Here is a 20,136-nt window from a genome sequence, read left to right on the forward strand (position 1 = left end):
CCAACCACGACGGACGATACCTAAGGCGGGTCACTTCTCGGTGCAAATCCCGGGTCAGTTCTCAGTGCAAATCAACATGCTTCTCATCCCGACGTTTACATTCCACTCAGGGAGACCGAATGCTTCCTTAGTCCTAAAACCGCGGACGCTCGATGGCGCGCTGTGCATCAGGAAGCGCGAGCCAGTGGAAAGCGTCATTTTGCAGAGAAGACGCCAAAGCACGTTGTGAACTTGGCTTTGCTCCGGGCACATGTGACTGGCGCGCGGATCATTTTGATGGTGCGTGATGGAAGGGACGTCGCCGCTTCCTTTGTCAAGCGGAATGGTCTGGCCCGTGTCGGGGCAGATCGTTGGCTTCTCGACAATGCGTCAGTGATTGCAGAGCAAAATTCATCCGACGTCTTGATCGTTCGTTACGAGGATCTCGTTAAGCGTCCGCGGTCCGAACTCAAGCGCATCTGCAGATTTGCCGGGGTTGCTTTCCACAGGTCGATGCTGAAATTCCACGAAACGCAAAGACTTTGGTTTGGTCAACCGGCTTTGCGGAAAGGATCTGGAGTCGAAGGCGACGAGCACCGCGCCTTTCGGAACTGGCAGATTAACCAGCCTCTGTTCAATGCCAGCGGGACATGGAAATCGATCCTGACCGAGGATGATATTGCAAAATTGCCCCGAGAGGAGATGGAAGAATATCTGCGGTTCTTCGGGTATGATTGTCAGGATTGGCAACTTGGTCCTGTTGCACCGCGCAAATGGACATCACGCATTGTTTCTTTTCTTTTTAGCGTTGGCGCGACGTCGCAGCCTAACCCTTGACACGCTCCGCATTCTCGCCGATGACTGCCACCGGCCATTTGCGGGTATGATGTAATGGTAGCCTGTCAGCTTCCCAAGCTGAACGCGCGGGTTCGATTCCCGCTACCCGCTCCAGCCTCCTCCGCAGCCTGTAGAACGTCGCGGAATGGCAAAAAGCAGACAGGTATTTTCTGCATCCGGTTCGCTGACCGCATTCCTCTGCGGTCAGCCGCGAACGTTGGGTACCAGCCCTACGGGGCGGGGACAGAGACCCCGGGAACAGCCTGTGGATCAGACGTGGTGGGGCGGTGCGCGGTCTTGTTCCAGAAGAAGGGATCGCGGCGCAGTTCGGCCACTGCGCGCCAGGCGGCAACGGACATCAGCATCCAGTAGCCGGGGACGAGGACCCAGCGCCAGCCGACCGCCCGACGCTCCCGCGCGCGCATCGGCGCCCAGCCCAGTGCGATGAAGATCGCATAGCTGCCGAAGATGTTCGCAACGTCGACGGCAAAGAGCGACAGGGCCAGCGGGCCGGCGACGAAGGGGCCGTCGGACGCCATCCTGATGATGACATGGACGACATAGGCGAGAAGGAGCGGATGGGCGAGCGCAGAGAGCAGAAGCCCGCCGATCAGAACCTGGAAGGCGGCGAACGGCAGCAGGCCCAGTTCGCCCAGGAGCAGGCCGGGCCTGCGCATCAGCACGAGCCAGGTCTGCAGCCAGCCCTTGAACCAGCGGGTCCGCTGACCGAGCCAGGCACGGACGTCTTCCGGCGCGTCCTCCAGCGTCGGCCGTCGCAATGTGGCGCACCGGTAGCCCATCCGGTGCAGCCGCATGCCGAGGTCGGCATCCTCGGTGACATTGTGGGGATCCCAGCCGCCGCAGGTCCTGAGTACGTCGGTGCGGAAATGGTTCGACGTGCCGCCGAGCGGCATCGGCAGCCGCCGGGCGGCGAGAAGCGGCAGCAGGCGACGGAACAGGCCGGCATATTCCAGCGAGAACAACGCGCTGATCCAGGACGCCCGCCCGTTGGAGATGAGAAGCGGCGCCTGCAGGCAGGCGAGGTCCGGTGGTGCCGCGCAGAAGCCGGCCCAGGCTTCGGCAAGCTGTCCGGGATGCGGCCGGTCTTCGGCGTCGTAGACCGCGAGATAGGACCCGCGCGCCGCCGGCAGGGCATAGGCGAGCGCCCGCGGCTTCGTCCGGGGACGGCCGGGCGGCACTTCGACGATTTCATACTGGGCTCCGAGGTCCAGCTTTCGCAGCGCCGCGAGCGTCCCGGCGTCGTCGCACTCGCAGATCAGCTTGATGTCGAGGCGCGAGCGGGGCCAGTCGAGCCGGTCGAGATGGCTGACGAGTTGCGGGACGACCTCCGCCTCGCGGTAGAGCGCGACGAACACCGAGTAGACCGGCCTTGGCCCTGCGGGCAAAGGGGCAGGGGGCGCCGTACCCTTGGCCTCCACACCGAAGAGAGCGGTGAGCCGGATGACGAGCGCTGCGACGAAGAGCGCACTGAGGACGAGGTGCAGGGCCAGGACGGCGACTTCCGGCGCCAGCATGGCGGTAAAGAGCGCAGCACAGATGGCAGCGCCGGTGTAGAACCCCTGCCGCCCCCAGAACGTCACGCGGGCGCTGAATTCCGGTGCGGTCTCGAACAGGCTTCCCGTCGTCTCGCGCACCCGTCGCACCGCGCCGGCCCGCCACACGGCCTCCCGCATGGCCCGCGGCGTGGTCACGGCCAGCACGGCGCACAGCGCCGGTTGTCGCGAAAGGGTTGCCTGCAACTGCTCCATCCGCCCTGCCGTCGGCACGATCGCCGTGACCGGCGGCCGGCTGCCGGAGGAAAGCCGTACCATCTGCGGCTGCAGCAGTTGGCTGTCCAGCCCCGCCATGTCGATGACGCGGCCGGCGTCGATGCCGGGCAGGAACGGCAGGCCGAGCATCTCCGCAAGTGCCTCGTAGTAGATGTCGCTGCGGACCGGGCCGGAGGCGATCAGCTCGGCCTCCAGGCTCGTGCCGTTCACCGTCGCCTTGAGCAGGAGCTCGGAAATCAGCGGCTTGCCGAAGCCTAGCCGGCGCAGGAGCCTCGCCTCGTCGAGAAGCTCGGGACGGAGCGTCGGCCTCCCGGGACACGTCGCGCCGGCGTCCACGGCAACAGGGATTGCGGTGGAAATGGTTCTTTGATCGGGATAATCTGCCAGTCGCATGCGGCCAGCGCCGCAACGTCATGTAGCGGCGTCCCCTCTAAACCCCAAGTTGATATTTATGCGGCAACCTAGAAAATCTGCAAGCGAAATTTTCGTTGCACTCGCGTTATGCGTGCCGATGGGGTGTGCGGCGGCGGCCGCCGCCGAACCGGACGCGCGTGGTGGCCTGCCGACGAGCTTCGATAGCCGGGAGCGGATTGCAAGGCCGGACCTGTCCGGCGTGCCGCGGCTGCGGTTCCTGACGGCGGTCGATTTCCCGCCGTTCAACTTCATCGACCAGACGGGAAAGCTGGCCGGCTTCAACGTCGACCTCGTCCGGGAGATCTGCCGCGAGCTGGAACTGGCGGCGAAGTGCCAGATACAGGCGCTGCCCTTCGCCGAATTGCGCGAAAACCTCGAAAAGGACGCCGGCGAGGCGGTGGTGGCGGGGGTCGCGGTCACGGCCGGCCTGCGCCGCGAGTTCGTCTTCTCCCGTCCCTACCTGCGCCTGCCCGCGCGTTTCATGACCCGCTCCGACGGTCAGGTGGGGACCGTTGCGGCGCTCGACGGCCGGGCCGTCGGCGTCGTGCGCGGCAGCGTGCACGAGGCCATGCGCGCAGCCTATTTCCCTGCGCAGCGCCCGGTGCCGTTCGAAACCCAGGCCGCAGCGATGCTCGCCCTGAAGGAGGGAAAGGTCGAGGCTGTGTTCGGCGACGGGCTGCAGTCCGCCTTCTGGACGATCGGCCCGCAGGCGGCAAGCTGCTGCAGGCTGCTGCCGGGCGCCTATGTCTCCGAAGCCTTCCTCGGGGAGGGGCTGACGATCATGACCCGCAAGGACGAACCCGCGATCGGCGGGGCGATCGACCATGCCCTGCTGTCGCTCGCCCGAAGCGGGCGGCTGGGGGAAATCTACCTGCGCTACTTCCCGGTCGACATCTACTGAACGGGGGCGGTCAGAGCCGGCGGAACCGTGCGATGGCTGCGCGCTCGATCGCAGCGCAGGTCAGCTTGTCCAGTCCCAACCGATCGCGCAACAGTTGCAGCAGGCGGATCTCCTCGTTGCGGATCCGGTGATCGGCGGCGGCGATCTCGACGGCCAGCGCATAGGCCGTATCGGCAAACTGAGCCGGCAGGCGGTCGCGGATGACCTCGAGCGCGACATCGAGCCCTTCGGGCGCCGAAAGCATCGCCGCGCATTCCTGGGCGAGCAGGATGATGAGCGAATCGTCGAAGCCGTCGAACACCGGCAGCGACCGCGCCAGCCGGCCGATGCGCGCCAGTTCCGCATCCGTCATCGCATTGTCGACGGCCGACATCATCACCATCACGTGGACGAGGGCTTCCTGCGGCTCGTGGGGACCGGTCATGGCGTTCTTTCTTCAGGGTTGTTGGAGGGCGGGCTGGTCGGCCGGGGCGGGCGCCGGCCTGGGGCGCGGTCGTGTCGCGTTTCCGCGCGGGTTTGGGCTGTTGAGGCCGAGCCCGGCCTGCCTTGCGGCCTCTGCAGCCTCTTCGAACGGAGATCCGGGTGCGGTCTCCGCCCAGCCGTTCTCGGCCAGCCATTGCGAAAGGTCCTTGCCCGCCACCGTGCAGCGGGCCGTCGCCGTGCCGCTCCATTGCTTGGCGGGCACGGCGCAGTCGATCGTCCGCCCGCGCACGAGATTGGCGAAGGCGGTGCGTGCCATCCGTCCGCACGGCCAGCCTTCGCCGGCGCTGTCCTGGCACTGGCGGTTGACCGGGACGGGAACGATGCCCTCGAGCTCCAGCACCTTCCCGGCGATGCTGAAGCGCCCGGCGGCGAGCACGATCGGGCGGGCGAAGGAAACCGGCGGCTCGGTCACGGTCACGGTCACGGCTTCGGCGTTGAACCGCGGCGTCGGCTGTGCGGGCTGTGTCTCGGGCGCCGGCGCCGGCTCCGGCGTCGGCCCGGCTTCGCCTCCCGCACCGGTTCCGGCCACGCCGCCGCCCTGTTCGGGGGGCGCTGCCTGCGCGATGGCCGCATCGCCCGAAGGTGCATCGTCGCCGGAGGAGGCCGGCATGGGAATATCGTCCTGACCTCCTTCCGGCGGAAACAGGCTGGCATCGGGAACCTCAAGGGTGAAGTCCTGCCCGCCTGCGGCCTCGCGGCCGCGGATCTGGCCCGCGCCGATGGCAACGAGGAGCGCCGTCAGCGCGACACAGCCGATGCCGCCGAAGAGGGCGCGGTTCGCAGACGCTGTCGCAAAGGTGTTCACGAGGAAATCTCCCGCTTCACTGGCTCGCCCAGATGATCCGGGCGATCCAGTCGACTTCCTGGATGTCGAAGGTGCGGTTGGGATGTTCGGGATTGAGCGACAGGAGCTCGATCGAGCGCGGCGTCAGCCGGTGCAGCACCTTTGCCATCACCTCGCCCCCGTTCGTTCTGACGACGACGCGGTCGCCGCGGCGCACCTGGGCGCCCGGCTCGACGATGAGCATGTCGCCGTCGCGATAGAGCGGCATCATGCTGTCGCCCTGGACCTCGAGCGCGTAGACGCCCTGCTTTCGATCGGGCGAAGTCGGAAATTCGACGACGTCCCAGCCCTGGCCGGCCGGGAAGCCGCCGTCGTCGAAGAAGCCGCCGGCGCCGGCCTGGGCGAAGCCGAGCAGCGGGATCGACCCCGGCTGCGGCGGAAAGGCGCCGTGCGGCAGCCCGCCGGCGTGGCCGTTGGTCTGCAGGCCGATGAACTCGTCGATCGTCGTTCCCGTTGCGTCCAGCACCTTGGCGATCGATTCCGTCGAGGGCCAGCGCAGGCGCCCGTCGGTGCCCAGCCGCTTGGACTTGTTGAACGAGGTCGGATCGAGCCCGGCCCGGCGGGCGAGCCCCGAAGGGGAAAGCCGGTGGCGTTCCGCCAGGGCGTCGATCGCCGCCCAGATCCTTTCGTGGGAAAACATCTCTTTAGTTCCTGGTCCGCGGTCCGGCTGAGTTTACCCGGATGCCGCGAGCATAGCGAAACGGCCGGCGTCCGTAAAGAAAAAAGGAATATAATCCTTTCCACGATGATGCGTCCGTCATCCCCGCCTTGCGTCGTGCGACGACGCTTTCGCGCCAGATCGTGAAAATGCCGGCGCCGACGACGATCAGGGAGCCGACCAGCATGTTCAGCGTCAGTTGCTCGTCGAAGAGGGTAGTGCCGATCAGGGCTGCAAGCACGAGCTGGAGGTAGGTCAGGGGCTGGACGGCGGCCGCGTCGAGCAGATCATAGGCGCGGATGAGGAAATAGTGGCTGGAGATGCCGGTCGCGCACAGGAGCGCCATCCATATCCAGTCGACGGGTTCGAGCGATGTCCAGTAGAAGGGCGCGGAGAAGGACAGCACCGCCGCACCGGCCACGCCGGTGTAGAAGAAGCTCGTCGATGCGGAATCGTCGTGGCTGACAAGGCGGGTAGCGATCACGTAGAAGGCAAAGAGCACCGAACCTGCGAGCGGCACGATCAATATGGGGTCGATGCCGTCCGCGCCGGGGTCGAGAATGATGATCACGCCGCAAAGCCCGAACAGGATCGCGCTCCACCGGCGCCAGCCCACCTTTTCGCCGAGAAGCGGAACCGACAGAAGCGCCACCAGCAGTGGCGCCGCGGCGAAGATGGCCTGGCTGTGGGCGAGCCCCACCATCGTGAAGGAATTGATGACGACGATGATCTGCACGGCGAGCAGCGCGCCGCGCCCGATCTGCAGGAACGGTCGCTTCGTCGCCGCGGCCGCGCGCAGGCCGCCCCTGGATCGCGACGCCGCCATCAAGACGGCGAAGGCACCGAATGCCCAGAAGCGGACCATCGTGATGAAGACGGGCGGGTAGAGCCCGCCGAGATGCTTCGATATTCCGTCCTGGACCGCGAAGATGACGATGGCCAGGAGCGTGAAGATATATCCGGTGCGTTTGGAGTCCATGTCTGCCAATACCAGCCTTGCGCTGATATCGACCGATGGCATGGGATCGTCTGCGGTCATCCGGCGAGGCGCCGCCTGTTCTTATACCGCGGCGGTTCGATATGCATGCACAATTGTGCATTGCAGCCTTGCGACCGGGCGGGATGACCGCCCGGTCCGATCAGCCGCGACGGTATTCGAGCACGTCGATGCGCATGTTGATGGCGTCGATCACCTGCCGGTGGAGGTGCTTCCGGTTGACGCTCATCTTGCCCATGCGCAACTCGCCCGCCGACGCCTCCGGCAGGAATTCGCAACGCGCGATATTGGCGCCGTCCCGGCCGAAGCGGATGACGCGCGTGTTCGCATCCGGGCTTTCGGCAAGCCTGATGTTCGCAGCGCCCGGCGCCAGCCGCTTGACGGCATCGGCGCAATAGGCCTCGCGGCGGATTTCCGTCAGGCTCACCTTGCCGGCGGCGACGCGGTCGCCAAACGCGCCCGGATGGGCCGAAAGTAGGGTGAAGCCGCCGCTGACCGTGACGATCGCGGCAAGCAGGAGCCCGCTGACAAGCGCTGCCCTTGCGTCCTTTCTGGTTTCGTACGTCATGTCCGTTCTCCTGCCGCCATTTTCGTGCGTGTCGCGCAGGAGCGCGGCACGGGCGGACTATCCCTGTTCTTCGATCATGAATTCCCGCATTCGCGTGACGTCCCCTCGGGGAAGCACGTGTTTCATTCGTCTCGCATCTGGCGCAAAGATCTGCGGCTGCCAGGCAGCGCGCATGTGCCTTCAACGTCGCTGCCTCGATATTTATTCGCGACGTCTAATTTTAATGAAGAAATATTTTCAGATCCCGTCGACTGCCGCTGTATCCTGCGTAACAAGCTCTTCAGGGTTGTCGCTCGGGGGAACGGCCGCATCCGCGGAGATCATCGCTCGCCCCCCCTTTCGCGACGACACGGCTGGCGCTATCAGTGGTGCGGGTGCAACCCCTGCGCCCGGAGTCCCCGGCCGTGCAAACCCGTACCCTCATCGGCATTCTGCTGACGACGTTCTCGTTCTTCCTGTTCTCGCTCCAGGATGCCTCCGTCAAATGGCTGGTCGCGGCCCTGCCGGTGTGCCAGGTGCTGTTCATCCGCAGCCTGACCATCGTTGCGATCTGTGTCGCGATCGGCCGCGGGCCCGCCCTGCGCCGGGCCTCGGGCTCGCCTGTTCTCAGGCCGATGCTGCTGCGAACGCTGCTTCTGCTTGCAGCCTGGCTCTCCTACTACACGGCGGCGCGCGATCTCGGCCTGGCGCAGCTCACCACCCTTTATTATGCGGCGCCGATCGTCGTCACGGTGCTGGCCATGCCGGTTCTCGGCGAGGTGGTGACGCCGGGCCGGTGGATCGCGGTGCTGACGGGCTTCGTCGGCGTGCTGATCGCCTGCGATGTCTTCGGCCAGGGGCTCAACATCTCGCTGCCGGTCTATCTCGCTTTGCAGGCGGCCTTCTTCTGGGGGATCGCCACCATCCTGCTGCGCAAGACGGCGCTGGAGGAAAGCACGCTGGTGCAGATGCTGATCTCCAGCGCCTTCCTGATGCTCTTCACCGGCATCGCCTTGCCTTTCCTCTGGACGCCGCTGGGCCTTGCCGAGCTTGGGCTGATCGTCGGCACGGGCGTGCTTGCGGGCGTCGGGCAGTTTGCGCTGTTCGAGGGCATGCGACGGGCAGAAGTGTCGCTGCTGGCGCCCTTCGAATATTCCTCGCTGATCTGGGGATTTCTGCTCGGCTTCCTGATCTGGCATGAGGTGCCGTCGGCAAACGTCTTCGTCGGCGCCGCCCTGATCATCGGCGCAGGCGTCGTGGTCATCGGCGCGGAGCGTTTCGGCCGCCGCGCCGTTCAATCCTGATCGTCGAAGGCCGGCACAGGGTCGGGGTCAGGGATCCGTTCGCCGGAACGGAACGGCTCCGCCGGTGCGGAGCCGTGTATTCCCGACCTGCTATTGCAGAGCTCCGTCGCCGCTGCGGTCAGCCGCCGCGAAGTCGGCCATCACCCGGTTCATGAACTCGGCCTGGCTGATGCTGCCGTTATTGTCGCCGTCGGTCGCCGAAAATTGGTCCGCGGTCAGGACCGTTCCGACCTCCGACTTGCTCAGGCTGCCGTTCTTGTTCTTGTCGAGGTTCGTAAAGGCTGTCGCCATGAACGCCTGGTATTCACTGCGCTGGACGGTTCCGTCCTTGTTGGTGTCGAGCTGGTCCTTGTGACCCTGATGGATCGCAGCCGTCTGCGCCTGGGCAAACGACAGAGTGCACTGGCAAGCCACGAGAGCCGCCACCAGAAAAGCCTTTTTCATCAACCTGTCCCTTTCCGCCTACCTGCATGCCAGGCGATTGCCGAGGAGGCCGCCGACGCCGATACCACCGCCGATCGCGGCGATCTGGCCGGTTCCGGCACCGATCGTGCTGCCGACCAGGCCGCCAACAATCGCCCCGCCGACCGTTCCCGCCACGCAGCCGAATTCGGCATTGCGGTCGACGACGCTCTGGGAAACCGGTTGCGACTGGCAGGCTGACAAGGCGAGCGCGGCACAAATTACGACAGTTACGGTACGCTTCTTCATTTTAACCTCCAAGTGTACTTCTACGCTTCTCACGTGGAGCCATGGCGGTGCCGCACACGAAAAAGAATGAGATTGTGTCGACCTCGTATTCCCCTTCAGCAACGGCTGGATTTGATCGTATGCTGGCCGCGTGAGCTGGCCGTGAGACCACTGAAATACATAGAGCGAACGCGGTGAGCGCCGCTTCCCAGTCTGGATCCACACCGCAAAGGGCGTGGAAGCGGCATCGTACAGTCGGCCACTGACGATGGCAACTCCCACAGGAGGCTGAGCCGGTTACCCCCACTGCGCTGCGATGGGCGACCTCCTCCGGCCATCCGGGAGAGGTCGCCCCCGTCAGAAGATCGTCGCGACTGGCAGCCCCAGTGCCATCGCGCCCGCATACTGCGCCTGCGGCCCGGGCTGCAGCGGGTGGAACCGGGCGCCCTGTATGTCGCGGAAGCGCCGCTCGAGGCCGGCGGCGCGGTAGAAGCCGCTGCCACCGGAGAGCTCCATCGCCAGCTCGACGGTTTCGATCGCATGCCGCGCAACGAGCGAGCGGCCGATCATCACCTCGTCGACCGTCTCTTCCGACGGGGCGTTGCGCTCGACGGTCTCGATCATCCAGCGGTGCGCGAGCTGGGCCGCTCGCAGCGACGTCTCCATCCGCCCGGCGATGTCGAGCAGTCCCGGTCCCGCATGCTTGCGGCGGGCCAGGTCGAGCGCGATGTCGCGGGCGCTTTCGGCAACGCCGAGATAGACCGCATAGATCAGCGGCATGGCCGTGGTGGCGATGATCTGGAACACCGGGTGCCATTCCCCGGCGCGGCGGCTGAAGGAGACGCCGGCGTCGGGGATGAAGAGGTCGTCGATGACGACGTCGTTGGACCCGGTGCCGCGCATGCCGAGCGCGCGCCAGGTCTCGACGATGCTGACTTCTGGCGCCTTCATCGGCACGGCGAAATGGATCACCGCATCCGGACCCTCGCCGGTCGCGAGAACCGCCCCGGTCATCAGCAGGTCGCCGGCCCCGGCCCCGGAGGTGAAGCTCTTGCGCGCGTTGATCCGGTAGCCTCCCTCCACTTTCGAAGCCTTGCCGGAGCCGCCGATCCAGTCCGAGCCGCCGCTGGAGAGCAGGATCAGCCGCTCGGCCGCCACGCGCTTCAGCAACGGCTCCACGGCGGTCACCTGCTGGTGGCGCCAGCGCCATGCCGGGATCGCCACCTGGTGGGTGTGCATCGAAAAGGCGAGTGCGGTCGACGAGCAGGCATGCGCCATGACCCGCAGCATCTCCGCCAGCGTGCGCACGTCCGCGTCCCCGCCGCCGAGCGGCCCCGGAACGCCCGCCTCCACCAGGCCCGATTGCTTCAGGAGTTCGTAGTTCTCCGCGACAAAACTGTCCTCCTCGTCGAAGCGTGCGGCGCGCTCGGCCAGGATGGGCGAAATCGACCGGGCGACTTCCACCGGATCGACCGGCGTGGCGGGTCGACCCTTGCCCTCGTTCGACGATGCGTTCAATGCAGTACTCATGAGGCCCTCCTCGAAAGAATGGAGACAGGGTCCTACCAAAGCGCGATTCCGTCCAGTTCAGGAACTGTACTACCACGACCCCGTGGTCGCCTTCCCGCGTTTGCACTATGATGCCGCCTGAACGCCGCTGCCGGATGACGATCATGGAAGAGCATGGAAGTTACGGCCAGTTCTGTCCCGTATCGATGGCCGCCGAAATCCTCTGCACTCGCTGGACGGTGCTGGTGCTGCGCGAGCTGCTCTGCGGGACGACCCGCTTCAACGACCTGCGCCGGGGCGTGCCGCGCATGTCGCCGGCGCTTCTGTCCAAGCGGCTGAAGGAACTGGAGCGCGCCGGCGTCGTTCTTGCCGGGCCGGGCGAGCGGGGCGTGATCGAGTATCGCCTCTCGCCGGCCGGCAGGGACCTCGAGCCGATCGTCATGGGGCTCGGTCTATGGGGGCAGCGCTGGGTGGAATCGCAGCTCTCGCTGAAGAAGCTCGATCCCATGCTGCTCATGTGGGACATGCGGCGCAATCTGAACCCGCAGCCGCTGCCGAGGCGCCGCTGCACCATCCAGTTCCTCTACCCGGAGCTGCCGGAAAGCCGGCAGAACTGGTGGCTGGTTGTCGACGGCGGGGCGGTCGACCTGTGCGGCTTCGATCCCGGCTTCGAGATCGACCTTCTGGTGACGAGCTCGCTGCGCAGCATGACGGCAATCTGGATGGGACTGTCGATGATCGGCCGGGAGGTCGATGCCGGCAATCTCGAACTCGACGGCGATCCGGAGATTGCCAACGCCATGCAGCAATGGCTGGGGCTCAGCAAGTTTGCCGGAGCGTCGCGCAACGTGGCCTGAAGCCGGCGGTGCAAGGCCGTGCTGCCGCAAGGGAGCCGGGGCACATTTGCGGCCACAAAAATGTGACCGCACCTTAAACTCGGTTTCCTGTAACGCTATATGCAACGCCATGTGCGCCTTTCTGGCGCGGGAAGAGATGACGGGAAGAGTTGAAATGCAGCGTTTTGGACGAATTTTCGCGATGATGGGCGTCGCCCTGATGGTCATGGTTACCGCGGTCGATGTCGCAGAGGCTCGCCGGGCCGGTGGCGGATTCGGCAGCCGCGGCACCCGCACGTTCGCGCCGCCGCCGGTGACGCGCACTGCGCCCACGCAGTCGGCGCCGATCGACCGATCCATGACGCCGCGCCCGGCCGGCCAGCAGACGACGCAGCCCCAGGCGGGCCAGCAGGCCAACCGGCCGTTCGGCCAGCGTCCCGGCGGATTGTTCGGCGGCTTCGGCGGCGCGCTTCTCGGCGGCCTGGCCCTGGGCGGCCTGGTCGGCATGCTGATGGGCAACGGCATCGGCGGAGCGATGGGCTTCCTCGGCCTGCTCTTCCAGGCGGCCCTGATTTTCGGTGCGATCACGCTTGCCATGCGCTTCTTCCGCCGCTCCCCCCAGCCCGCCTATGGCGGCGGTGCCGGCAACATGGCCAATCGCCAGTCCGAAACCGGCGCGCCGTCCTTCAAGATCCCCAGCATCGGCGGCGGTGCGCGAGGTGGTCTCGGTGGCCTTGCCGGCGGCCTCGGCGGCGGTCTTGCGGGCGGCCTGGGGCGTGGCCCCGGCGCGGGTGGTTCCGCCGGCCAGTCGGCCGACGAGATCGGTGTCGGGCAGCAGGATCTCGACCAGTTCGAGACGATGCTGAAGGACGTCCAGGCTGCCTATGGCGCGGAAGACTATGCCACCCTTCGCAGCCTGACCACGCCCGAAGCCATGTCCTGGCTTGCCGAGGAACTGAGCGAGAACGCCACGAGCGGCGTCAGGAACGAGGTTCGCGACGTCCATCTGGTTCAGGGCGACGTGGCCGAAGCCTGGCGCGAGGACGACGGTACCGAATACGCGACCGTCGCGATGCGCTACGAGAGCATCGACGTCATGCGCGACCGTGCCACCGGCCAGGTCGTCAGCGGCGATCCGGAACAGGTGAGCGAGGCCGTCGAGGTCTGGACCTTCCAGCGCAAGCCCCGTGGCCCCTGGCAGGTCTCGGCCATCCAGGGCGTCGAGGCGGCCTGACCGCCGATTGCGCGGCCGGCCACGGATCGTGGCCGGGAATTCCGGACAAGGAGACTTCGCGCGCACCCGGCCCTTGCCTTATACGGCGAACTGGCCTCTTCTGCGTGCCGGCGGGGTTGTCGCCGGTGGCGCGTCTCAAGAGAGGCGCGCTTCCTGATTGTTGATCTTCATTCGGAGAAATTGATGCCGTTCAAATCCATCTTCGCCGCTGCGATCGTGTGCATGACGCTGGCGGGCTGCACGACGAGTGCCGCCAACAACACCACCTACGCTCTTCCCGCCGATACCGGCGGCGGCGTTCGCATCCCGATCAACTGATCCTTTTTTCCGAATGGCTGCCGGGCGTCACGCACGGCGGCCGCCCCTCGACGGAGCCGCCCTCGCGCCTCCCTTCGTAGCCTGACCGCCGGCGCTCCCTGCCTTTCCTCCCGCCGATCCCGCCCGAACGCAGCTTCGCCCGGAAGCGGGGAGGGATGAACTTTGCCGGCCGAACCAGCTTGGCAAGCGGCGCGCTCTCTGTCACCTTTCCGGGAATCTCCCGTCGAAACATCCGCAGGTGGTGGCATGGCAGACGCAATACGGCTGGTCCTGACCAACATGCCGACAATCCTGTTCGTGGCGGCGCTCGCGATTGCCACGTTCCGGCGCGACGGACCGCCTGCCCGGCGCTATCTGTCCTGGCTCCTGTTGCTCTCGGTCGGCGCGGAAATGATCTGGGGCGGCTTCTTCCACGTCTTCCTGCCGCAGGTGGCCGCAGCCCAGATCGGCTGGCAGGTGAGCCCGTTCCAGTTCGAGATCGGTGTCGCCGATCTCTCCATCGGCGTCGTCGCCGTCCTGTCGTTCTGGCGAAGCCTCTCGTTCAAGGCCGCCGTCGTCCTCTATCTCGTGCTGTTCAATATCGGCGTGGCGATCGGCCACGTTCGCGAGGCCGTCGTCAACGCGAACTTCTCACCGGACAATTTCGGCCTGCTGCTGCTGTTGACGATCATCAAGGTTCCGCTGCTCGCCTGGCTCCTCTGGAAGGCTTACCGGGAAGAGAGGGAACTGCAGGTGCGCTAAGAGATACGATGCACGGAGGCGGCTTACGCCGCCTCCCTCTTCGCATACGGGTCGAAGCGTCCGTAGAAGGTCTCGCCCTTCGCGGCCATGTCGAGCAGGAGCGGCGTCGGCTTGAAGTGGTCGCCGTATTTCGAGGCGAGCTTCTCGCAGAGCGCCACGAAGGTCGAAACCCCCATACCGTCGATGTAGGACAGCGTGCCGCCGGTATAGGGGGCGAAGCCGAAGCCGAGGATCGAGCCGACGTCCGCCTCGCGCGGATCGGTGACGATGCCTTCCTCGACCGTGCGGGCGGCCTCCAGCGCGATCGTCACCAGAAGACGCTCCTTCAGCACCTTCACGTCGACGTCATCGGGCTTCTGTTGCGGATAGAGATCCCTCAGGCCGGACCACAGCCGCTTCTTCTGCGGCTTCGGCGGATAGTCGTAGAAACCCTTGCCCGCCTTCCGGCCGAGGCGGCCGTCCTCGACAAGCTGGGTGACCAGTTCCATGGGGCGCGGGTCGACGGCCTGCGGGCCGATATCCGCGATCGCCGCCTTGAAGATCTTGTAGGAGAGATCGACAGCGACCTCGTCGTTGAGCGACAGCGGCCCTACGGGCATGCCGGCCATTTTCGCTGCATTCTCGATCATCGCCGCCGGTACGCCCTCGATCAGCATGTCGTAGGCCTCGCCGATATAGCGGAAGACGCAGCGGTTGACGTAGAAGCCGCGCGTGTCGTTGACGACGATCGGCGTCTTCCTGATCGCGGCGACGTAGTCCAAAGCCACGGCCAGCGCCTTGTCGCCCGTCTCCTTGCCGAGGATCACCTCCGTCAGCATCATCTTCTCGACCGGCGAGAAGAAGTGGATGCCGATGAACTGGCCCGGGCGCGTCGTATTCTTCGCAAGCCCGGTGATCGGCAGGGTCGAGGTGTTGGAAGCGAAGATTGCCCCTTCCGGCAGCACCGCCTCGATCTTTTCGGCGACGGCCTTCTTCACGTCGCGGTCCTCGAACACGGCCTCGATGACGAGGTCGGCGTCGGAGAGCGCTGCGTAGTCCGCAGTCGGCGTGATCAGCGACAGCAGCTTCTCGCCTTCCTCCTTGCTCATCCGCCCCTTGGAGACGCTGCCGGACGTCAGGCCCTCGCAGACGGACTTGCCCTTGTCGGCCGCCTCCTGGTCGCGGTCGATCAGCACCACCGGGATGCCGGCGGCCGCGGTCACATAGCCGATCGAGGCGCCCATGAAGCCGGCGCCGACGATGCCGACCTTCCGGAACTCCGTCTTCGCCACGCCCGCCGGTCGGCGTGCGCCCTTGCCCAGCTCCTGCATGGCGATGAACAGCGAGCGGATCATCGAGAAAGCCTCGGTGGTCTGCAGGATATGGGTGAAGTAGCGCTGCTCGATCTTCAGCGCCGTATCGAACGGCACCTGCAGCCCCTCGTAGACGCATTTGAGGATCGCGAGCGCCCCCGGATAGTTGCCGGCGGTCTCGCGCCGCAGGATCGCGGGTGCTGCCGGCCAGAGCTGGGCGGATGCCGGCGTCCAGATGCCGCCGCCCGGCACCTTGAAGCCCTTCTCGTCCCAGGGGGCGATCGGCTTCAGCCCGTCCATGATCATCTGCCTTGCCGCCGGGATCAGGTCCTCGGGGGCGACCACCTGGTGCACGAGGTTCATCGCCTTGGCGCGTGCGCCGGTCAGGGACGAGCCGAGCGTCATCATCTGCAAGGCGTCCTGCGCATTTGCGAGCCGTGGCACGCGCTGGGTGCCGCCGGCGCCGGGGAAGATGCCGACCTTGACCTCGGGCAGCGCGATCTTCACCGATTTAGCATTCGAGGCGACACGGCCGTGGCAGGCGAGCGACAGTTCGAAGGCACCGCCCATGCAGGTGCCGTTGATCGCAGACACCCAGGGCTTGCCGCAGGTCTCGAGCTTGCGGTAGAGGCCGCTCATACGCCCGGTCAGGGCAAACAGCTTCTCGACCGCCTGCGCGGGGTCCTTCGCCTTTTCCTCGGCCTGGAGGGCGAACATCGACTTGATCATCGAAAGGTCGGCGCCGCCGGAGAAGGACGACTTGCCGGACGTGAAGACCACGCCCTTGACGGCGGCATCCGCGACGGTTGCGTCGATGATGGCGTCAAGCTCGTCCATCACCTCGGCGGTGATGACGTTCATCGACTTGCCCGGCATGTCCCAGGTGACGAGCGCAATGCCGTCCGCGTCGGTGTCGATGGTGAAGTTCTTGTAGGTCATTGCGGGATTCCTCTTCCCTTGAATTCGTCCAGTTGGCCTCGCAGCCCCTCACCCCGCCTCCGCTTCGCTCGGCGACCCTCTCCCCGTGAACGGGGCGAGGGGGACCCGAAACGTCGCGGCATGTCCCTTCTCCCCGCTTGCGGGGAGAAGGTGGCGGCAGCCGGATGAGGGGCGATCCGCCTCACACCCGCTCGATCACCGTCGCCGTACCCATGCCGGCGCCGATGCAGAGCGTCACCAGCGCGGTGTTGAGGTCGCGGCGCTCCAGTTCGTCCAGCACGGTTCCGAGGATCATGGCGCCGGTGGCACCCAGCGGATGGCCCATGGCGATCGCCCCGCCGTTGACGTTGATCCTGTCGTGGCCGATGTCGAACGCCTGCATGTAGCGCAGGACGACGGCGGCGAAGGCCTCGTTCAGCTCGAACAGGTCGATGTCGGCGAGCGTCATGCCGGTGCGCTTCAAGAGCTTCTCGGTCACGTCGACCGGTCCCGTCAGCATCAGCGCCGGATCGGAGCCGATATTGGCGAAGGCCCTGATGCGGGCGCGCGGCTTCCTGCCAAGGATCGCGCCGCCTTCCTTCGAGCCGAGCAGCACGGCACCGGAGCCGTCGACGATGCCGGAGGAATTGCCGGCATGGTGGACGTAGTTGATCGCCTCGATCTCGGGGTGGGCCTGGATCGCGACCGCCTCGAAGCCGCCCATCTCGCCGGGCATCTGGAAGGAAGGGTTGAGCTGCGCCAGCGCCTGCATGTCGGTTCCGGGCCGCATGTGCTCGTCGCGGTCGAGGATCGTCAGCCCGTTGATGTCCTTCACCGGGATGACGGCGTTCTTGAAATAACCCTTCTCCCAGGCATTGGCCGCGCGCTTCTGGCTCTCCACCGCGTAGGCGTCGACATCGTCGCGCGAGAAACCGTATTTGGTGGCGATCAGGTCGGCCGAGACCCCCTGCGGCATGAAATAAGCGGGGAAGTTGACCGAAGGATCCATGAACCAGGCACCGCCGGACATGCCGAGGCCGACCCGCGACATGCTCTCCACGCCGCCGGCGATCACGATGTCGTCCGCCCCTTGGGCGATCTTGCCGGCGCCGAAGTTCACCGCATCGAGACCGGAGGCGCAGAAGCGCGAGATCTGCATGCCCGGCGCCTTCGTCGAATAGCCGGCCTCGAAGGCGGCCGCCTTGGGGATCACGGCGCCGGCGTCCATCACCGGGTCGACGCAGCCCATGATGATGTCGTCGACCTTCTCCGTATCCAGCCCGTTGCGGTCGCGGATCGCTTCCAGCACCTTTGCGGCGAGGCGGACGGAGGGCACCTCGTGCAGCGCCCCGTCCTTCTTGCCGCGCCCGCGCGGGGTGCGCACGTGATCGTAGATGAAGACGTCGGTCATGCTTTTCTCTCCCTGGGCGACGCAGAAGCGTCGTCAATCATCTGTCTGCCAATCTCTTGGCGCGTCGGCCTGCCCCTCATCCGCCTGCCGGCACCTTCTCCCCGCAAGCGGGGCGAAGGGACGATGCCGCGGAGACTGTACTCCCTCTCCCCGATTACAGGGAGAGGGTAGGGGTGAGGGGCCGTGTGCGAGGTGCAAGACGCGGACCGCTCTCAGAACGCATCCGCCGCCATCGCCATCATCGTCTCGGCGCCGCTCTCGATCCGTGCCTTGCGCAGCGCCGTCTCCGGCATGATCCGCTCCATGAAGAAGCGGCCGGTGATCAGCTTGTTGCGCAGGAATTCCTCGCGCTCGCCGGCTCCTGCCGCAAGCCCGGCCTGGGCCGTCTTGGCCATGCGCGCCCACATGTAGCCGACCACGACAAGGCCGAACAGGTGCATGTAGTCGGTCGAGCCGGCGCCGGCATTGTCGGGTTTGGCCATCGCATGCTGCATGAACCACATGGTCGATGCCTGCAGGTCGCCCAGCCCCTTCTTGAGGTGCTTGGTGAAGAAGGACAGGCTCTCGTCGCCGCGGTTTTCCTCGCAGAAGTCACCGATCTCCTTGAACAGCGCCATCACCGCGCGACCGCCGTTCATGCCGAGCTTGCGGCCGACGAGGTCGAGCGCCTGGATGCCGTTGGCGCCCTCGTAGATCATGGCGATGCGGGCGTCGCGCACGAACTGGCTCATGCCGTGCTCCTCGATATAGCCGTGCCCGCCATAGACCTGCTGCGCTATCACCGCATGGTCGAAGCCCTTGTCGGTGAGCACGCCCTTCAGGATAGGCGTTGCCAGTCCGAGCAGGTCGTCCGCCGCCTGGCGCTCTTTCTCGTCGCTTGCGCGGTGGGCGATGTCGGATTGTAGCGCCGTCCACAGCAGGAAGGCGCGCCCGCCCTCGTTCCAGGCCTTCATGGTCAGGAGCGCCCGGCGGATGTCGGGATGGACGATGATCGGGTCGGCACGCTGCTCGGGCGCCTTTGGCCCGGAAAGCGACCGTCCCTGGATGCGCTCGCGCGCATAGTTGGCGGCGTTCTGGTAGGCGGCTTCGGCAACGGCGAGCCCCTGCAGGCCGACGCCGAGGCGCGCCTCGTTCATCATCACGAACATGGCGGCGAGACCCTTGTTCTCCGCACCGATGAGAAAGCCGGTCGCCTCGTCGTAGTTCATCACGCAGGTGGCGTTGCCGTGGATGCCCATCTTGTGCTCGATCGCGCCGCAGGAAACGCCGTTTCGCGCGCCCGCCTCGCCGTCCGCATCCGGCAGGAACTTCGGCACGATGAAGAGCGAGATGCCCTTGGTGCCTTCCGGCGCGCCCTCGATCCGGGCGAGCACCAGGTGGACGATGTTCTCCGCCATGTCGTGTTCGCCGGCGGAGATGAAGATCTTCTGGCCGGAAATCCTGTAGCTGCCGTCCGCCTGCGGCACCGCCTTGGTGCGCAGCAGGCCGAGGTCGGTGCCGCAATGCGGTTCGGTCAGGTTCATCGTGCCGGTCCAGGTGCCGGCCACCATTTTCGGCAGATAGGCCTGCTTCTGCGCGTCCGAGCCGTGCACCAGGATCGCCGCGATCGCGCCCTGGGTGAGCCCAGGATACATCATCAGCGACATGTTGGCCGACGACATGTATTCGCCGACAGCGGTGTGCAGCACGTAGGGAAGCCCCTGGCCGCCGAATTCCTCCGGTACGGCGAGCCCCAACCAGCCGCCCGCGCGATAGAGGTCGAAGGCCTGCTTGAAGCCTTTCGGCACGCTGACCGTGCCGTCCTCGCCGCGCCTGCAGCCTTCCTGGTCTCCGGAAAGATTGACGGGAAAGAGCGCCTCCTCCGACAGTTTCGCCGCCTCGCTGGCGATCGCCTCGACCATGTCCTGCGTCGCATCGGCAAAGCCCGGCAGGTTGTTGTAGCGTTCCAGTCCGAGCACGTCGTTCAGCACGAACAGGGTTTCGTTCACGGGGGCCTTGTAGATGGGCATAGTCTCGAGTTCCTCGCCTTCTCGATGGACGACCGTCCAAGTCATTGGCATGGATACTATGAAGTTTTGACGTTTGCGTAAACGTCAAAAGCGTCGCGCGCATCATTTTCACAGGCTCGCCGGCCAGTCTTGCACGGATGGGTGACAGCGGAGCCTCGAGGCTCCCCCGCAGAACGGCGAACGCCAGCCTCGCACCCGCTTCGCCGCTATATGAGCAATTCGTTAAAAAATTTCCGGTCGGTTAACGGCTTGTTTACCATGTTCCATGAATTGTGGCGCCTGAGGGCAGTTCACGAAATAGTCTCATCTTTCCACTTTTCGCCTGCCATTCGTTTCGTCATGGCCGGAGGAGATGCGCCGCATCGGCGCGCCCCCGGTCTGCACGTGGACATCGAACATGCCGGCGTGCGTCTTGCCGGTTCAA

The 20,136-nt window shown here is 65.9% G+C and carries 19 protein-coding genes and 1 tRNA gene; 8 read left to right on the forward strand and 12 right to left on the reverse strand.

Annotated features, from left to right (window positions below):
• Positions 1-99 precede the first annotated feature (99 nt).
• Together OCK02_RS25095 and OCK02_RS25100 are read left to right on the forward strand one after the other, a co-directional pair.
• On the forward strand, positions 100-816 hold the full coding sequence (locus OCK02_RS25095; RefSeq protein WP_412178926.1) for a sulfotransferase family protein: 717 nt from the start codon (positions 100-102) through the stop codon (positions 814-816).
• Between the two features lie 40 nt (positions 817-856).
• Positions 857-930, forward strand: a tRNA-Gly gene (locus OCK02_RS25100).
• A gap of 116 nt (positions 931-1,046) precedes the next feature.
• Here OCK02_RS25100 and OCK02_RS25105 read toward each other — a convergent pair.
• Positions 1,047-2,999 carry a glycosyltransferase family 2 protein gene (locus tag OCK02_RS25105; protein WP_263815401.1) on the reverse strand — a complete coding sequence of 651 codons (1,953 nt, stop codon included), beginning with the start codon at positions 2,997-2,999 and terminating at the stop codon, positions 1,047-1,049.
• 118 nt (positions 3,000-3,117) lie between these two features.
• Between OCK02_RS25105 and OCK02_RS25110 the strand changes: the two genes are divergently transcribed.
• Positions 3,118-3,921 carry a transporter substrate-binding domain-containing protein gene (locus tag OCK02_RS25110; RefSeq protein ID WP_263815402.1) on the forward strand — a complete coding sequence of 268 codons (804 nt, stop codon included), beginning with the start codon at positions 3,118-3,120 and terminating at the stop codon, positions 3,919-3,921.
• Between the two features lie 10 nt (positions 3,922-3,931).
• On the opposite strand, the gene OCK02_RS25115 is transcribed toward OCK02_RS25110, so the two are convergent.
• The 5 genes from OCK02_RS25115 to OCK02_RS25135 all read right to left on the reverse strand — a co-directional run bounded on the left by OCK02_RS25115 (position 3,932) and on the right by OCK02_RS25135 (position 7,471).
• Positions 3,932-4,345, reverse strand: a complete 414-nt coding sequence (locus tag OCK02_RS25115; RefSeq protein WP_230807350.1) for a tellurite resistance TerB family protein — start codon at positions 4,343-4,345, stop codon at positions 3,932-3,934.
• 12 nt (positions 4,346-4,357) lie between these two features.
• Complete coding sequence (locus OCK02_RS25120) at positions 4,358-5,209, reverse strand: thermonuclease family protein (RefSeq protein ID WP_263815403.1); 852 nt, start codon at positions 5,207-5,209, stop codon at positions 4,358-4,360.
• 16 nt (positions 5,210-5,225) lie between these two features.
• On the reverse strand, positions 5,226-5,888 hold the full coding sequence (locus OCK02_RS25125) for a helix-turn-helix transcriptional regulator (protein WP_263815404.1): 663 nt from the start codon (positions 5,886-5,888) through the stop codon (positions 5,226-5,228).
• A 4-nt stretch (positions 5,889-5,892) separates the two neighbouring features.
• Positions 5,893-6,885: a DMT family transporter gene (locus OCK02_RS25130; protein WP_263815405.1), complete on the reverse strand. Its 993-nt coding sequence runs from the start codon at positions 6,883-6,885 to the stop codon at positions 5,893-5,895.
• A 160-nt stretch (positions 6,886-7,045) separates the two neighbouring features.
• On the reverse strand, positions 7,046-7,471 hold the full coding sequence (locus tag OCK02_RS25135; RefSeq protein WP_263815406.1) for a hypothetical protein: 426 nt from the start codon (positions 7,469-7,471) through the stop codon (positions 7,046-7,048).
• Between the two features lie 404 nt (positions 7,472-7,875).
• Here OCK02_RS25135 and OCK02_RS25140 point away from each other — a divergent pair, with 404 nt between their 5' ends.
• The gene (locus OCK02_RS25140; protein WP_263815407.1) at positions 7,876-8,754 is read left to right on the forward strand and encodes a DMT family transporter; all 879 of its coding nucleotides are present in this window, start codon (positions 7,876-7,878) and stop codon (positions 8,752-8,754) included.
• A gap of 90 nt (positions 8,755-8,844) precedes the next feature.
• Here OCK02_RS25140 and OCK02_RS25145 read toward each other — a convergent pair whose 3' ends face one another.
• From OCK02_RS25145 to OCK02_RS25155, 3 genes are all read right to left on the reverse strand, one after another.
• Positions 8,845-9,198 carry an EF-hand domain-containing protein gene (locus OCK02_RS25145; RefSeq protein ID WP_230807344.1) on the reverse strand — a complete coding sequence of 118 codons (354 nt, stop codon included), beginning with the start codon at positions 9,196-9,198 and terminating at the stop codon, positions 8,845-8,847.
• An 18-nt stretch (positions 9,199-9,216) separates the two neighbouring features.
• Positions 9,217-9,465, reverse strand: coding sequence for a hypothetical protein (locus OCK02_RS25150; RefSeq protein ID WP_230807343.1), 249 nt, complete (start codon positions 9,463-9,465; stop codon positions 9,217-9,219).
• A gap of 336 nt (positions 9,466-9,801) precedes the next feature.
• Positions 9,802-10,974, reverse strand: coding sequence for an acyl-CoA dehydrogenase family protein (locus OCK02_RS25155; RefSeq protein WP_263815408.1), 1,173 nt, complete (start codon positions 10,972-10,974; stop codon positions 9,802-9,804).
• A 143-nt stretch (positions 10,975-11,117) separates the two neighbouring features.
• Here OCK02_RS25155 and OCK02_RS25160 point away from each other — a divergent pair, with 143 nt between their 5' ends.
• The 4 genes from OCK02_RS25160 (at position 11,118) to OCK02_RS25175 (ending at position 14,082) form a co-directional block, all read left to right on the forward strand.
• The gene (locus tag OCK02_RS25160) at positions 11,118-11,810 is read left to right on the forward strand and encodes a winged helix-turn-helix transcriptional regulator (protein ID WP_263815409.1); all 693 of its coding nucleotides are present in this window, start codon (positions 11,118-11,120) and stop codon (positions 11,808-11,810) included.
• A 154-nt stretch (positions 11,811-11,964) separates the two neighbouring features.
• Positions 11,965-13,023: a Tim44 domain-containing protein gene (locus OCK02_RS25165; protein WP_263815410.1), complete on the forward strand. Its 1,059-nt coding sequence runs from the start codon at positions 11,965-11,967 to the stop codon at positions 13,021-13,023.
• A 183-nt stretch (positions 13,024-13,206) separates the two neighbouring features.
• On the forward strand, positions 13,207-13,341 hold the full coding sequence (locus OCK02_RS25170) for a hypothetical protein (RefSeq protein ID WP_263815411.1): 135 nt from the start codon (positions 13,207-13,209) through the stop codon (positions 13,339-13,341).
• Between the two features lie 246 nt (positions 13,342-13,587).
• A complete protein-coding gene (locus OCK02_RS25175) occupies positions 13,588-14,082 on the forward strand; it encodes a DUF6790 family protein (RefSeq protein ID WP_263815412.1) in 495 nt (164 codons plus the stop codon).
• A 23-nt stretch (positions 14,083-14,105) separates the two neighbouring features.
• Here OCK02_RS25175 and OCK02_RS25180 read toward each other — a convergent pair whose 3' ends face one another.
• The 3 genes from OCK02_RS25180 to OCK02_RS25190 form a co-directional block, all read right to left on the reverse strand.
• Complete coding sequence (locus tag OCK02_RS25180) at positions 14,106-16,313, reverse strand: 3-hydroxyacyl-CoA dehydrogenase NAD-binding domain-containing protein (RefSeq protein WP_263815413.1); 2,208 nt, start codon at positions 16,311-16,313, stop codon at positions 14,106-14,108.
• A gap of 181 nt (positions 16,314-16,494) precedes the next feature.
• Entirely contained in the window at positions 16,495-17,703 is a 1,209-nt protein-coding gene (locus OCK02_RS25185) for an acetyl-CoA C-acetyltransferase (RefSeq protein ID WP_263815414.1), read from the reverse strand.
• 212 nt (positions 17,704-17,915) lie between these two features.
• Positions 17,916-19,712, reverse strand: a complete 1,797-nt coding sequence (locus tag OCK02_RS25190) for an acyl-CoA dehydrogenase C-terminal domain-containing protein (RefSeq protein WP_263815415.1) — start codon at positions 19,710-19,712, stop codon at positions 17,916-17,918.
• Positions 19,713-20,136: the final 424 nt, after the last annotated feature.

This window comes from Rhizobium sp. TRM96647 (assembly GCF_025780115.1).
Taxonomy (GTDB): Bacteria; Pseudomonadota; Alphaproteobacteria; order Rhizobiales; family Rhizobiaceae; genus Mycoplana.